At 47.9% G+C, this 14,133-nt stretch carries 12 protein-coding genes and 1 pseudogene; 4 read left to right on the forward strand and 9 right to left on the reverse strand.

The window, feature by feature from the left end:
• Positions 1–17 precede the first annotated feature (17 nt).
• Complete coding sequence (locus tag ACOJUO_RS22205) at positions 18–482, forward strand: hypothetical protein (protein WP_422134083.1); 465 nt, start codon at positions 18–20, stop codon at positions 480–482.
• Positions 483–641: 159 nt separating this feature from the next.
• Here ACOJUO_RS22205 and ACOJUO_RS22210 read toward each other — a convergent pair whose 3' ends face one another.
• Together ACOJUO_RS22210 and ACOJUO_RS22215 are read right to left on the reverse strand one after the other, a co-directional pair.
• On the reverse strand, positions 642–956 hold the full coding sequence (locus ACOJUO_RS22210; protein WP_422138191.1) for a hypothetical protein: 315 nt from the start codon (positions 954–956) through the stop codon (positions 642–644).
• Between the two features lie 102 nt (positions 957–1,058).
• Positions 1,059–2,003, reverse strand: coding sequence for a LysR family transcriptional regulator (locus tag ACOJUO_RS22215; protein ID WP_422138192.1), 945 nt, complete (start codon positions 2,001–2,003; stop codon positions 1,059–1,061).
• 98 nt (positions 2,004–2,101) lie between these two features.
• On the opposite strand from ACOJUO_RS22215, the gene ACOJUO_RS22220 reads away from it, so the two are divergent.
• Genes ACOJUO_RS22220 through ACOJUO_RS22230 form a run of 3 tightly spaced genes read left to right on the forward strand, consistent with a single transcriptional unit; the run spans position 2,102 to position 4,984 of the window.
• Complete coding sequence (locus tag ACOJUO_RS22220; RefSeq protein WP_422138193.1) at positions 2,102–3,112, forward strand: NADP-dependent oxidoreductase; 1,011 nt, start codon at positions 2,102–2,104, stop codon at positions 3,110–3,112.
• A gap of 18 nt (positions 3,113–3,130) precedes the next feature.
• Positions 3,131–4,288 carry an iron-containing alcohol dehydrogenase gene (locus tag ACOJUO_RS22225; RefSeq protein ID WP_422134087.1) on the forward strand — a complete coding sequence of 386 codons (1,158 nt, stop codon included), beginning with the start codon at positions 3,131–3,133 and terminating at the stop codon, positions 4,286–4,288.
• Between the two features lie 18 nt (positions 4,289–4,306).
• The gene (locus ACOJUO_RS22230) at positions 4,307–4,984 is read left to right on the forward strand and encodes a type 1 glutamine amidotransferase domain-containing protein (RefSeq protein WP_422134088.1); all 678 of its coding nucleotides are present in this window, start codon (positions 4,307–4,309) and stop codon (positions 4,982–4,984) included.
• A gap of 161 nt (positions 4,985–5,145) precedes the next feature.
• On the opposite strand, the gene ACOJUO_RS22235 is transcribed toward ACOJUO_RS22230, so the two are convergent.
• From ACOJUO_RS22235 to ACOJUO_RS22265, 7 genes and pseudogenes are all read right to left on the reverse strand, one after another.
• On the reverse strand, positions 5,146–5,877 hold the full coding sequence (locus ACOJUO_RS22235; protein WP_422138194.1) for an SDR family NAD(P)-dependent oxidoreductase: 732 nt from the start codon (positions 5,875–5,877) through the stop codon (positions 5,146–5,148).
• Between the two features lie 123 nt (positions 5,878–6,000).
• Positions 6,001–7,101: an enoyl-CoA hydratase/isomerase family protein gene (locus ACOJUO_RS22240; protein WP_422138195.1), complete on the reverse strand. Its 1,101-nt coding sequence runs from the start codon at positions 7,099–7,101 to the stop codon at positions 6,001–6,003.
• Between the two features lie 134 nt (positions 7,102–7,235).
• Positions 7,236–8,243 (reverse strand): annotated as a pseudogene (locus ACOJUO_RS22245) (2-hydroxycarboxylate transporter family protein); the annotation flags it as partial.
• Positions 8,244–8,386: 143 nt separating this feature from the next.
• Positions 8,387–8,677 (reverse strand): type II toxin-antitoxin system RelE/ParE family toxin, encoded by a 291-nt coding sequence (locus ACOJUO_RS22250; RefSeq protein WP_422138196.1) that lies wholly within the window; start codon positions 8,675–8,677, stop codon positions 8,387–8,389.
• On the reverse strand, positions 8,667–8,900 hold the full coding sequence (locus ACOJUO_RS22255; protein ID WP_422138197.1) for a CopG family ribbon-helix-helix protein: 234 nt from the start codon (positions 8,898–8,900) through the stop codon (positions 8,667–8,669). Before ACOJUO_RS22255 ends, ACOJUO_RS22250 begins: the two co-directional genes overlap by 11 nt.
• A gap of 135 nt (positions 8,901–9,035) precedes the next feature.
• The gene (locus tag ACOJUO_RS22260) at positions 9,036–11,837 is read right to left on the reverse strand and encodes an insulinase family protein (RefSeq protein WP_422138198.1); all 2,802 of its coding nucleotides are present in this window, start codon (positions 11,835–11,837) and stop codon (positions 9,036–9,038) included.
• A gap of 552 nt (positions 11,838–12,389) precedes the next feature.
• The gene (locus ACOJUO_RS22265; RefSeq protein WP_422134094.1) at positions 12,390–13,949 is read right to left on the reverse strand and encodes an AbgT family transporter; all 1,560 of its coding nucleotides are present in this window, start codon (positions 13,947–13,949) and stop codon (positions 12,390–12,392) included.
• Between the last annotated feature and the right edge of the window lie 184 nt (positions 13,950–14,133).

Below are 14,133 nucleotides of genomic sequence, written 5' to 3' on the forward strand. Positions count from 1 at the left end.
TCTTTGGAGTCAATACCATGATACAGAAAGAATATGTACGCTGTGCTGTATTGATTGTCGCACTGGTAATTTGTTCGGCTGCACAGGCAAAAACCGCTGTTTTATATTTTAAAAGCAATACAGATAACAGCTACTGGGCCATCCACACGGATGACGGTAAGTGTATGGATGATAATCCTATGGATGATATTGGTTTCAATGGACTTAGAACCCGGGTTCCGCCGGGAGCAGTGACACATATATACTATTCCTCGTCGATTGTTCACTGCGCATGGCATCAGTCCTGGTTCGATTTCACTGTCAGTGATGTCCATGGACATAAGGCACTCATAAGGTGGTACAAGCACGCAGATAGCGAATTACCTTTTTTATGGATACGTACCGACCCCGACCATCTTATTAAAGACTGGTATTCGACGTATCATGATGACAGTGTGTCACGGGGAGGATATTACTCTACAACTATTGCCCTAAGCTATTGAGATAGCTGGACAGACTCGCCCCCTGACCCTCCGCCATTAAAAAAAGCCCCTGACCAGCATAAAAAGTGGTCAGAGGCTTTTTTCATTTCAATAACTCCGTGCTATCACTGTTGCAGAGAAAATGCTTATGCTGCGCCAGACACTCTTCAGCAACACGTCTCAATTGTTCTTCAACAACTCAAGCTGCAAAATGGACTGTTCAAATCCCTGACCGGCGGCCAATTTATAATAGGTTTCAGAAAGCTCTTTGTTCATGGGAATACCATGACCCATCTGGTACATTCTGGCCACCCAATGCTGAGCACAGTCCAGCCCATTGTCGGCTTCTACTTTGAGTACCTCAAACGCTTTGGCATAATCACCTGCGATATAGATGGCCAGACCTGATGAACAGCGTTTATTATCTACCACCTGTTCAGCCATCAAATGCAATGGAAATAAAATCAGCAACAGTGCTAATCCTTTAGCCTTCATGTCAAACACTCCCTGTTTGTTATGTGTGCTTCCTATATTGACAGAAAATTAACAAAGAAATGAATTTTTTCTTCTCAAATTTGCGTTATCAACCGTAGCTGCTCAAACCGTGCACTCAAGCTGAAGCCGACTGATCTTTTGAGTCAGCTCTTCATAAACAAGCTGCCTGAACCAGATATGAGCCGGTTCTTTCATATACCTCTCATGCCAGATGATTGAGTAGGTAAAAGGCTTTTGCTCCATGGGAAAAGGCAGTATCGCCAATCCATAGTGACTGGCACAGCTTCTCACCAACCCATAAGGTGCTGTCAATATATAATCGGTATTGGCTACCAGAGCCAGTGCGGCAATAAAGTGCGGCACCCTCAGGGCAATTCGCCTGGACAATCCCCGCTCTTCCAACAGGTAGTCAACAGCACCCTTACGCTCCCCCCCCATGGTAATCAGTGCGTGGGAATGGCTGGCATAGCGCTCAATATCCATGCCCTGCTCCAGCAGAGGGTGTGAATCTCTGACAACACAGGCAAACTTGTCCTGACCTATTCCTCGCCCATGAATCATTGCCGGCGCGTCGGTGATAGAGCAGACAGCCAGATCGACATTCTGCTGATCCATCTCATGGAGCAAATGCGAACGCCAGGGCACAATTTCGAGCGAAATTCCCGGAGCCTCACGACTTAGCCTCCTGATGACTTCAGGCAGTAATACGTGAGCCCCATAATCTGAAGAGGCCATTCGAAAGCTGTGCTCAGACTCTGCCGCTATGAAACGGGGAGGCTCAATTAACTGGCTGATGTCTTGCAATGATTTTTGCAAGTCCAGGGCTATACCCTGGGCCCGTGGTGTCGGTGCCAGCCCCTGGGGAGTCCGGGTGAACAAAGGGTCATCAAAAAGTACCCGAAGTCTGGCCAGACTTCGACTGATGGCAGGCTGAGTCAGATTTAATCGACCAGCAGCACGGGTCACACTTCGCTCTTCCATCAGGACCTGCAACACCGGCAGCAAATTTAAGTCGGAAGACGAGAGATTATCAACAGGCAAACTCATTACTCACAATCATGATCAATATAACAATGATGCATTGGAGTCATATTGAGTACAACGATAAATTATTCCCTGAACTATCTGTTTCAGGACATTCGTTCATGTTTATAGAGAAAAATTGCGAGATTCATCTTGCCAGACGCCCCGAAGGTTTGCCAGACAGCACCTGCTTCAAACTGGTTTCTCAGCCCGTTGCAGAGCTGAAAGAGGGTGAAGTTCTGGTTAAAAACCTTTGGATGTCTGTTGACCCCTACATGCGTGGACGCATGGTCGATCGCAAAAGCTATGTGCCACCCTTTGCATTGGATGCCACCCTCGAAGGTGCAGCCATCGGCGAAGTCATAGAGTCACGAAATCCATCCCTGCCGACAGGTAGCAAAGTGTCCAGCATGAAAGGCTGGCGCGAGTATTTCATTTCTGATGATAAAGACCTTCAATTGCTACCCCAGACAGAAATTGACGATCAGGCCTTCCTGGGAATAATGGGTATGCCTGGCATGACAGCCTGGGTGGGATTAACACAAATTGCAGAACTGAAAAAAGGTGACCGTGTTTTTGTTTCTGCTGCATCCGGAGCAGTAGGGTCGACCGTCTGCCAGATTGCAAAGCTCAAGGGTTGTTATGTTGTCGGCAGTGTTGGCTCCGATGATAAAGCCCGTTACCTGCAGGAAGAATTGAAAGTCGATGCAGTGGTCAATTACAAGACCGTACCTGACCTGGCGAATGCCATTGCCGAAGCCTGCCCTGAAGGCATTGATGTCTATTTTGACAATGTCGGCGGCCAGCACCTTGAAGCCGCCCTCAATCTAATGAACGATCATGGACGTATAGCTGTATGCGGCATGATCGATCAATACAACTCAACTGCTCCTGTTCCCGGACCAGCCAATCTGGCTCAGATAATTGTAAAAAAACTGAAAATGCAGGGCTTTATTGTGTTCGAACATTGGGAGCATTACCCCGAGTTTGTCCAACAGATGGGCCACTGGATACAGGAAGGCAAGATCTCCTGGAAAGAAACGGTTTTTGAAGGTATCGAGCAGGCCCCTGAAGCTTTTCTCGGGCTTTTCTCTGGCATTAATACCGGCAAAATGCTCGTTAAACTCAGCTAATCAGTATTAGGTTTAATCATGAAAAACTTTTCATTTCACAACCCAACACGCATTCACTTTGGCAAAGGCATGATCGCCCGTATTGCTGATGAAGTCCCTCGTAATGCCAGAATTCTGATCACCTATGGCGGTGGTAGCATTAAAAAGAACGGCACTCTTGATCAAGTCAGGGAAGCCCTGAAAGAGCATACGTCCATTACCGAGTTTGGCGGTATTGAGCCTAACCCTTCCTTTGAAACACTGATGGAAGCGGTTGCTCTGGCAAAACAGGAAAACATTGATTTCTTGTTGGCCGTAGGTGGTGGCTCGGTCATTGATGGCACAAAGTTTATTGCCGCAGCCATTCCATTTGAAGGAGATCCCTGGACCATTCTCAGTGAGCACGCCAGGATTCATCAGGCCATACCTGCTGGCAACGTTCTTACCCTTCCGGCAACAGGCTCGGAAAGTAACTCAGGGTCAGTTATTACCCGCAGAGCCACCAATGACAAGTTGGCTTTTAGCAGCCCCGAAGTCTTTCCACAATTTACTGTGCTGGATCCGGAAACCACTTATAGCCTTCCGCAAGGCCAGACCGCTAACGGTGTCGTAGACGCCTTTGTCCACGTAATGGAGCAGTATCTGACGACCCGCGAAAATGCCCCTGTTCAGGATCGCTATGCCGAAGGTTTGCTGTTAACCCTGATTGAGCAAGGCCCGGTTGTACTCAAACAACCCCAGGAATATGAATCCAGAGCCACCATCATGTGGGCTGCAAATCAGGCCTTGAATGGTCTGATTGGCGTGGGTGTGCCCCATGACTGGTCTACTCATATGATTGGCCACGAGATCACTGCCCTGTTTGGCCTCGACCATGCCCAGACACTGGCCATCGTGCTCCCCTCAGTGATGCATGTCATGAGAGAAGAGAAAGCGTCCAAGCTGCTTCAGTATGCTGACAGGATCTGGGGCATTAAGGAAGGCAACGACCAGGAGAAGATGGATTCAGCCATCAGCAAAACCCGCGAATTCTTTGAACAGATGGGTATTAAAACGCGTTTGTCCGATTATGGCATTGAGGAAAGCGCCATCGCTGACCTTGTTGATCAGCTGAAACGGCACAAAATGACTGCACTGGGAGAAAAGCAGAATATTACTCCTGAAGTTGCCACCAAAATTCTCAGGCATGCCGCCTGACCATATGGAGATGAACTTATGAAGGTGTTATTCGTCCTGACATCCCATGACAAGCTGGGAGATACAGGTGAGAAAACGGGTTTCTGGATCGAGGAGTTTGCAGCGCCCTACTATGTGTTTGCGGATCACAATGCCGAGGTAACCCTCGCATCCCCGAAGGGTGGCCAGCCGCCCATTGACCCTAAAAGTGCCCAGCCGGACTCTCAGACTGCAGCCACAAAAAGGTTTGATTCGGACGGTGCCCTGAAAAACAAACTGTCAAATACCTTAAAGCTGTCTGAGGTGTCTGCTGACGAATACGATGCCATCTTTTATCCGGGTGGCCATGGCCCTTTATGGGATCTGGCCCATGACAAAAACTCTATAGCCCTGATAGAAGCATTCGCGAAACAGGGGAAGCCTGTCTCTGCCGTATGTCATGCACCAGCCGTTTTGCTGAATGCAAAGAAAGGAGACAATACACCACTGATCAGTGGCAAGAGAGTCACCGGTTTCAGCAACAGCGAAGAGGCCGCTGTAGGTTTAACCGATGTGGTTCCCTTTCTTCTGGAAGATGAGCTCAAAAACAAGGGAGGCCAATACAGCCAGGGAGATGACTGGTCACCCTACTGTATTACCGATGGTTTACTGGTAACTGGGCAAAATCCAGCTTCTTCAGAAGCTGTTGCAGAAGTTGTCCTGTCGATGCTTAGCTGACGCTGGCATTCAGGGCCTGCTTTGGTATTCTCTTTTCAAAGCAGGCTTTGGAAACAGCCACTCTCTTCTCTTATGAAGTAACCTGACCAACAATGCCTCTGACCAACAATGCCTCTGACTATCAATGCCTCTGACTATCCGGGAAAATCAATACTAATTAACTACCAGGGAATCAGGGAGCCGTCGTATGCCAGAAACTGACCAGTCTGCTCAGAAGTTAAACGAAGAATCACCTCCAACATCCTCTGGGCTGAGTGCTGCGAAGAGAAGAGCTTTTCCGGTGGAACATTTTTTTTAAATGGCTCGGTAAGCTGAGTATCTACCGTTCCGGGATGAATGGCCACAATACAACCATCGGGCTTTTTTCTTCGCCACTCATGGCTGAGTGTTTTCAACACCATATTAAGAGCCGATTTCGATGCCCTGTAGCTGTACCAACCCCCCACCCTGTTATCTTCAATACTACCCACCCTTGCAGACAGTGCAACAAACCGGGGGCATTCACTGCCCTTAAAATTTTTCAGGAAGTAACGGGCCAAAAAAAGTGTCGACAGAACATTCACTGCCATTGTTTTGTGAAAAAAATCTGAATCTATCTGAGTAATCGATTTTTCAGGCATCTGAGTGGGAGTATGCAGCATTCCCGAAGCATTGATAATCCAGTCAATTGGCCCAACGCTATCGGCAAGCTGTTCAACGGAATCGGCATCGGTAAGGTCTGACCTGTGCCATTGAACGGAGTTTACGGAATTATTATTTTCTGGAGAGTTTTTGGAATCCGGAGAGCTTCTGAAAAAAGTGGCATGTACTTGCGCTTCTGGCATTTCATGCACGATCTCTTCGACAAAGGCCCGACCAATTCCACCACTGCCACCAGCAACCAGTATTTTCATAGAAGCCTCAATTAGATGCGTCACTCATCCTACGCATTCCGATGAATCTGGATCACATTTTATCGCAATAATCAATTTCAACTGGCTCCCACGCTCCACATGGGAACCTGCTACCGACATTCATCAGAGATTAGACAATGGATTGGCTGACTCTCCCCAGGGGGGGGTAAACATTTCGACTACTTTTTCCTGAGGAACCTCTTCAATCACTGGATAAGCCCATTGTGGCTGATTATCCTTATCCACCAGAAGCGCTCTGACCCCTTCCTGAAAATCGCCTTTCAGCACACAGTTGATGGAGAGCAAGAGTTCACTCTGAAAGACTTCCTTCAAAGAGACATGCCGACTCTTTTTAAATTGCTCGTAGGCAACCACAGCCGACAGAGCCGAACCCGTCAGAGCTATATTACGTGCCTGCTCAAGCCAGCTGTCTTCTGTTTCCAGGGCTTTCAGATCAGCAATGATCGCCGAAAAGTTTGACTTGTCCATCATTCGGGCTATTAAATCACGGTGTTCCCTGATCTTGGAGTAAGGCAACCAGCCAGCACTGTTATCTGCATAAAATTGAACAACATCAGAGGTCACCTGATAATGGTCTCCGGACCAGTCAGCCTCCTGAAGTGATTCCAGCACATTTTTTCTAAAGGCATGATCAATAAATCGGTTAGCCAGACCCAGGTACATAGCATCCGCAGGATTTAAACGACACCCGGTCAAAGCCATAAACAGACCAATTTTTGCGGGCAGGCGATTCAAGATCCATGAACCACCGACATCCGGATAAAGTCCTATCGTAATTTCAGGCATGGCCATAACAGAAGTGTCGGTCACTACACGAAAGTCTGCCCCGGCCATGAGGCCAAAACCGCCCCCCATAATGACTCCGTTACCCCAGCAGATCACGGGTTTTCGGTAGGTATGAATCAGGTAGTCAAGACGGTATTCTTTTTCAAAAAACTGCCCCGGGGCACTGGTATCCCCATCAAGAACACTTTGCCTGAGAGAACGGACATCTCCACCCGCACAAAACGCTTTTTCCCCAGCCCCCTGAAGAAAAATACAGACGATTTTGTTGTCTTCCTGCCATTCACTGAATTGTTCATAAAGGCTGTCTAACATCGCTTTGTCGAGAGAGTTAAGATTGCCCTCAGCATTCAGAGTGATAACACCAACTTTATGCCCGGAGGCTGTATCGAGCCTGTCAAATAGGACCTTTTTGGTCATTTCTTCTTCTCCTGCAATGACCGGCGATAAACCGTTCAATCGTTATTCTGTGCTCACCCAGGGTCACTGGATAGGTAGTTCTCTCACTGATCCACTATATGAGACCAACGTGGGCTTTTCAAACCTGATCTGATCTACATCAACCACACCAGTGCATTTGCCGATAGCAAAATAAAGGCCCCTCCTATTCTTGAAGAGACCTGTGCATAAGGCATGAGATACATACGACGGCTGGCTGATAATACCGCCACATCTCCGGTTCCCCCCATATTTGCCATACACAGCCCCGCCGTTACAGAGGCTTCTATGGGATAAAAACCCAGTATTTTTCCAGCCAGTCCTGCACCCAGTATGGCCCCTGTGACAGTCGTCACTACCAGAATGAAATACTGCAAAGAGATCACTTGTGCAATCTGATGAAGATCCGTAAAGCCTATTCCTATACAGGCAAGTAAAGCAGGCGTAAGAGACATCACCATAAAATCGCCCCACAGAGCAGCTCCTTCTTCAACGCTGGAAGGAAACACTCCCAGCGCTTTGACAAGGCCGACAGAGAAAATCATTAAGGCGTAAGGATGCAGAGAAATGAACAGACTGAGCAAATAACCCAAAACGTAGAAACCGCTCGCAACAAAAAGTCCGATCCCTATCTTCGCCAGATCGGGAACAGGCTCGACTTTATCTTCATGACGCTCTTCATGGAGAGTGGCCTTCTGACTTTTCATCAGTTTGCCATTGCCTGTCAGACCGGGCTTGATCTTACCCAGCCTTTCCAGCAACCCCGCTGCAATAATGGCGACCAGATTACCCAGTACAACCGCCGGGACCATTTTTGACAAAACCGTCGTAGCGTCGGAGTTCAGAATATTGGCAAAGATCTCTGCCAGCGGGACAGCTCCAGCACCCATACCGCCACCCATGATGGGCAGTCCAACATAGAAGACAGCTTCAACAAAGCCAGTACCAATGAGCATACCTGCCAGCCCCACCAGAGTAATGGCACCCAGAACACCGCCGACGATCACCGGTAAATACCAGAGTGCTGATCGCAACAGCAGCTGCCTGTCCATACCAAACAAACTGCCAGTAATAAGGCCTGATATAAACAAAGTGAGAAAACCCTGATTTCGGACAAAATCAGAGACGCTGTCACAGGGGGATAGTGGCGCTCTTTCGGGGAGACATTTCTTTCAGGCAGAAAAACCGGTAGATTCTTAAGGTGGGGTTTAAGAAAAGTGTGGCTGTGGAGGATAATTTGGCGACACTAATTACTTCTTACCTATTTTTACCAATTTTTGGGTGGCCTGCGTGAACAATGGAAAACCCTCAGTATCTCTACTCTCTCGAGGTCGAGCCTAACACGATAAGGAACAACATACCTTGTGTTTGGCACAACCAACTCTCTTGTCCCAGAAACCCTTCCAGCTCGACCCGCTGAAGGATTATCAGCAAGACTTAAAACGGCCTTGTGTATTCTCTCCAAAATTTTTTGTGCCGCTGCTGGATCATCATGTGAAATGTAATCTAATTCATTATTCAGACTTTCTAGTGCTTTTCTAAGCCACTTAATCTCCATTCTCTAGCCCCCAGCGATCAAAAAGCCCCTGAACCTCTTGATCGCTAGCGAATTCTTCTGAATTTGCTTCCTTAACAGCAAGCTTTATCTCATCCACCTGCCACTCATTGAGTTCCACAAAATCTTTGATTGCCTCCGCTGCGAGAAAGGATTTTGACCTTTGCATGGCCTCAGAAAGCTTTTCCAAACGATCTTTGAGACTGTCTTCAAGCCTGATTGTCATAGTGGAATTCATATTGTGTGCCTCCATTGTGTTCGCATGTACACAAAATAGTACACCTGCAAGAAAAGTCCATAGCCAATTATTTTTCTGAGATAAATCCAAACCAGATAAATCGTCTGGCCTGGATACGAGAACTCAGCTTTCCCGGTCCGTCTGGGCCTTGCCAACAGACTCAACGGTCAATCTTCCCTTATCTTCTAGAACGGTATCCAGCGCCTGCTGAATCTCTTCAACAGAGACGGTCTTCACTTCTTCAGCAATGAGCTTCTGGAAATCAAAACCGGCTTCCTGACCATCCAGGGATTGCCAGAAACGGGAGCTGCGCTCATCCAGGTTGGCATCTTTCTTCAAAAGATCACCCAACAGGCCCTGACGATACTGCTCCAACTCTTCATCGGTCAGGGATTTCATCTTCTCTTTCTGGCCCTTCAGGAAGACTTCTACCTTCTCCTCGATACCTTCCGGCCCCAGCACAGGAGACTGCACCACAAAGATTAAGCCAGGATGACGTTCAACAGGACGGGGACCGGCAAAGACGATGTATCCCAGCTGCTGCTCTGTCCGCAACTGGTTGAAGAAGGGAGTCGCCAGCAGTCTGCCCAGCAGGGAGTATACGGCACGATCTCTGTCATCAGTACCAGGGCGCTGGTAGTAAGTGATATAGAGAGAGTCATTGTGGTTAAAGTCAGTCTTGATGGTGCGCTTCTTATCCTTCAGAAGATTAAGAGGCTGCCTGAATTGACGGCCACGGTTGTCTTTCGTTAACAAAGCTTTTTCCACCAGCTCAGCCAGCTTCATAGCCTCTTGTGAACTGTGGTTTCCATGGACCAGCATCTGGATATAAATCGAACGATAGAAGTCACTGGCAAACTGTTTAACATCACTGAAGGTCACCTTTTCAGCGGCTGCCAGTAACGTCTTATCGTCACGATAGGTGGGATAAAGTTCCTGGCTCAAACGATCCATACCCAGTCGATAGGGTGGCTGGAACTGCTTGTTTTTGAGCCTTCTGATCAGCAGCGCCTTCTCCTGGTCAAAACCGGCCTGATCGGGGTTGAACTGCCTGATGGCCTTGAGAATGTCTTTTAGCAGAAGCTCCTGCTTATCCTGATAGCCAGACAGCGCAATGGTCAGCCCTTCCCGGCTGGATGAAACACCGTAGTTCAGGCCCGCTTCTTTGGCTGGGTAGCCGTATTCATTCAGACTTCGTCTCAGGAGGACGCTGTAGAGTTGCATCTCTACAAGATCGGCTTCTGTTTCGGAAGCCTTCCCGGAGGATATCTTGATGCGAACATTGGCTTTGGGCACTTCAAAGCTGCTGTCTGTCATACTCCAGACTTGAAAGCCGGGCTCTTCCAGTAACACCCCGGGCTTATCACCGGAACTGCTTTCACGCAGCTTCAAATCCCGGGCAATAAAGTCATTAGGCTCGGGAATGGTCATTTCTGCATGAATCTGAGGCGATAAAAGTCGCTTCACCAGGGTATCAGACAGAGGTTTGATACTGTAATGAGTCTTGAAATAGGGCTCGACCTGATCCGTTTCAATGCCTCTGGCAATAACAACCTGCCTCATGTTCGAAGGCTTCATTTGATCAAGCAGATCACTGATCAGCTCGCGATCAAAGTCTTCGTAGAGGTAGCTGGTCCGCAAAATATCCTGAGGCGGGATATCGTGAATGCGAGAAGCCAGTCCGGATGCGGTCTGCTGTGGATTGGCATCTTCCTGGTAACGGAATCCCAGTTCTGCCAGCTGACGAGCTTCCTCGTATATCCGGAGCTCCAAACCCTGTTTGCGAACCAGATCCAGATAATCAAACACCAGGGCAGTCATCTCGTCGACCTGCTCCAGACCTTTTGGAGTCAACTCCATTCGAACCGTGAACTCACTGAACTCTCCGGGTAAATGGCTGGAATAAGAAGACAGCGACTCTATCAGACCACGCTCCTTCAAATAACTGTGCAGACTGCCCTCACCTTCATAACCCAGTATTCTCGCCAGATAGCCCAGAGGCTTCTTGCGGTAATTCTCATATTGACTGGGCATTGGAAAGCTCAAAGAGAGTACCCGGACGTCTTTTAGAGGTACCAGATCAATACGAACACCCAGCTGCTCAGGTGTATAGGGAGCAAGACCAATATGAGTGCCCGGTGACTGGCCTTCAGGTACTCCGGCAAAAGACTCTTTTAACCAATTTTCCAGAACATCTGTTGATTCCTTGCCATAGATAACAACGCCGATATTCTCCGCTACATAGTAGGCATCGTGAAACCTCTTAAGGTCTTTCCAGAGTGACCTGCCGTCTTCGTTGGCAAGGGTTTCCAGACTACCGATATTGAAACGACTGCGGGGATGAGCCGGATTTGAAGTAGCGTTCTGAGCTGTCATCAGACGCCAGCCATCTTCATTGGCATGAAGCTTATATTCTGAATCAACGGCATTACGCTCACGATCAACATAAGCAGGATCCAGCGTAGGGGAGACAAAAAACTGTGCCAGCTGATCCAGCGCAGGTCTCAGCTTGTCACTGTTAATATCGAAGAAATAATTGGTTCGGGTATCAGCCGTATAGGCATTGGCACTGCCGCCATTGGCACGGATGTATTCAAAATACCCATCCACTTCCGGGTATTTTTCATTGCCCAGAAATAACATATGTTCAAGAAAATGAGCCAGCCCCAGACGATTGTCCGGGTCCTGGAAACTACCCACTTTCACATCCACTGCGGCAGCGGCCTTATCGGTATCCGGATCAGAAATCAGAAGAGCCTTGAGACCATTGTCCAACTCGACAAAACGATAGTCCCGATCATCCGCTGGACTTTTCACCACCACCCGACTTTTTTCCATTGCATTTCGTTCAGCTGTCACTGTACACCCACTTGCCAGTATCGTTGCCAGCACTCCCACAATCAGAGACATGTGCTTTCGTAGCATAAAAGTTCCCACACCTTCTAAAGGTCTTGATCCCAGCTGAATACTTTCTGCAGACAGGGCTAATTATCAAGCACTGAGACAGCCAATTTACCATCCTTTTACTGTTCGCAAAGATGTCCGTATAGACGCACGTACAAAGGGTGCCTGTATTTATATCTATTTTTCTATTCGTCAAGATTTTAAACCAGAGTACAAAAGTAGCAGTCGTAATCTAATTACACTTGTACCACAGAAAGGATTAAAGGTTCGAGTATTAAGTACTCAGCCACACGGAATCGAATATTTCTGGCTTATTGGGCAGGTGCTCTGCAAGGCGCAACGACGGGCACATAGCAAGCTATGTGACCAGAGTTGCAACGCATCACGACTGCATGGATGCAGGAGCTAGAGCAACGCAGGAGCAGTTGCCGCGAGTGCCTGAACAATAAGTCAGAAAATATGATTTCGTATGGTTGAGTACTTATACCAATCAAACTTTCTAACGCCCTGTTGCGCTGAAGATTTGAAAATAAAGAAAACCAGCCCTGAAGGCTGGTTTTCTTCTTTGAGGGATCAGAAGCCCAGGGGAATATTGAAGGCGAAGAACCCTATCAATGCAGTCGTCCAGATAGTGATAAAGGCAATGGAATAAGGCATCATGATTCCGATCATGTCACCAATGGTCAGATCAGGCTTGTACTTCCTCATAAAGGCCAGAATAACACCCGCATAAGTCATCATCGGTGTAATAATGTTGGTGGAAGAGTCAGCAACACGAAATGCTGCGGCCACCAGATCAGGAGTCATCGCCGGGTTAGCCTGGTAGAGCATAGGTACGAAGATTGGACCCAGCAGCATCCACTTGGATGTCAGGCCGCCGACAAACAGGTTGATGACTGCAGTGGTGATAATGAAGCCAATGATCAAGAGAATTGGGAAATTATCCAACCCCAGGAACTGAAGGAAACTCGCTCCCAGAAAGGTAATGTAGGTCCCCAGTCCGGTAAAGCTCAACAGGGCCAGAAAGTTGTAGCAGAAGAAGGTCAACACCAGTACATAGCCGACAGTATTCATCTGCTTGACCATGGCACTGATAACATCCTGCATAACCTTGAATTTACCTGTCGATTTGCCATAGCAAACACCCACAATGAGGAAAGTCATGGTAATCATCAGGATGATGTTATTAAGGAATGGGTTGACCACCTTACCGGCTTCATTGGTGTATTCAGCCAGCGGCCCCATTGCCAGACCTGTCATAATGGCAATGGAAACCAGCAGGCCAAAAAATGCGGCCTTCAGGCCCTTGTTCTCAGCTTTGGTGAGTTCGAAATTGGTGATATCCAGATCTTCAGGTATCTGATAATCCATTTTCTCAAGTTTGGGAGTAACAAACTTGTGGGTCACCCAGGCACCCACAGTCGCCAGGATAAAAGTCGATGCAAAAATAAAGAAATAGTGCATGGTGGCAGGCGTTAGTGCTTCACCGGCTGCGTTAGTGAAAGGCACTCCCTGAGATTCAGCAAAAATCTGAGCATTGACACCAACGATAACATCCACCGGAGTAGCAGGCAGCAGATTCGCACTGAACCCGGCAGAGACACCGGCAAACGCAGCCGCCATGCCAATCAGAGGATTCTTGCCGAGGCCCGCATACAAAAGGCCTGCCAGTGGAATCAGAACCAGATAACCGGCATCGGTGGCTACACTGCTCATGATGCCAATGAATACCAGCAAAGCAGGCAGGTATTTATCGTTCACTTTAAGACCGGCCTTCTTGATCAGGGTGGATAGAAGACCAGAGTCTTCTGCAACACCGACCCCCAACATAACAATCAGGATGATGCCAAGAACGCCGTGACCAAAGGACAACCAGTTTGTCAGAATGGCATTTTCAAACATCCAGCGGACATTTTCTGTGGTCAGCATGTTTTTGACAGTATGAACAATCTGACCACCATCAGCGCCCATAACTTCAAAGCTGTGGCCTCCCATCAGGAAAGAACCTGCCAGAGTCAGGCCGAATAACCAGATAAAGATGATGACCGGGTCAGGTATTTTTTTTCCGATTCTTTCAATAATGGACTTCTTGCCGTCATTGGCAGAAGGTGCGACCGTTGACGTTGTGCTCATTAAAACCAGCCTGTTTAACAAGAGTTAAATACCTAACCAGGTATTTGTATTTTTCATTTGCCCTTTCTCAGGGTACAGGAAGCCAAAGGCCTGAGGGCCCTTCCCTTCTGAAAGGAATTGGAAAGACAGGATTAAGGTATTAAGTATGTTTGACTTTAATTTCAGTCAGAATGACTTGGATTAA

It is taken from the genome of Endozoicomonas sp. ALC020, from assembly GCF_049275935.1.
In the GTDB taxonomy this organism is placed as follows: domain Bacteria; phylum Pseudomonadota; class Gammaproteobacteria; order Pseudomonadales; family Endozoicomonadaceae; genus Endozoicomonas_A.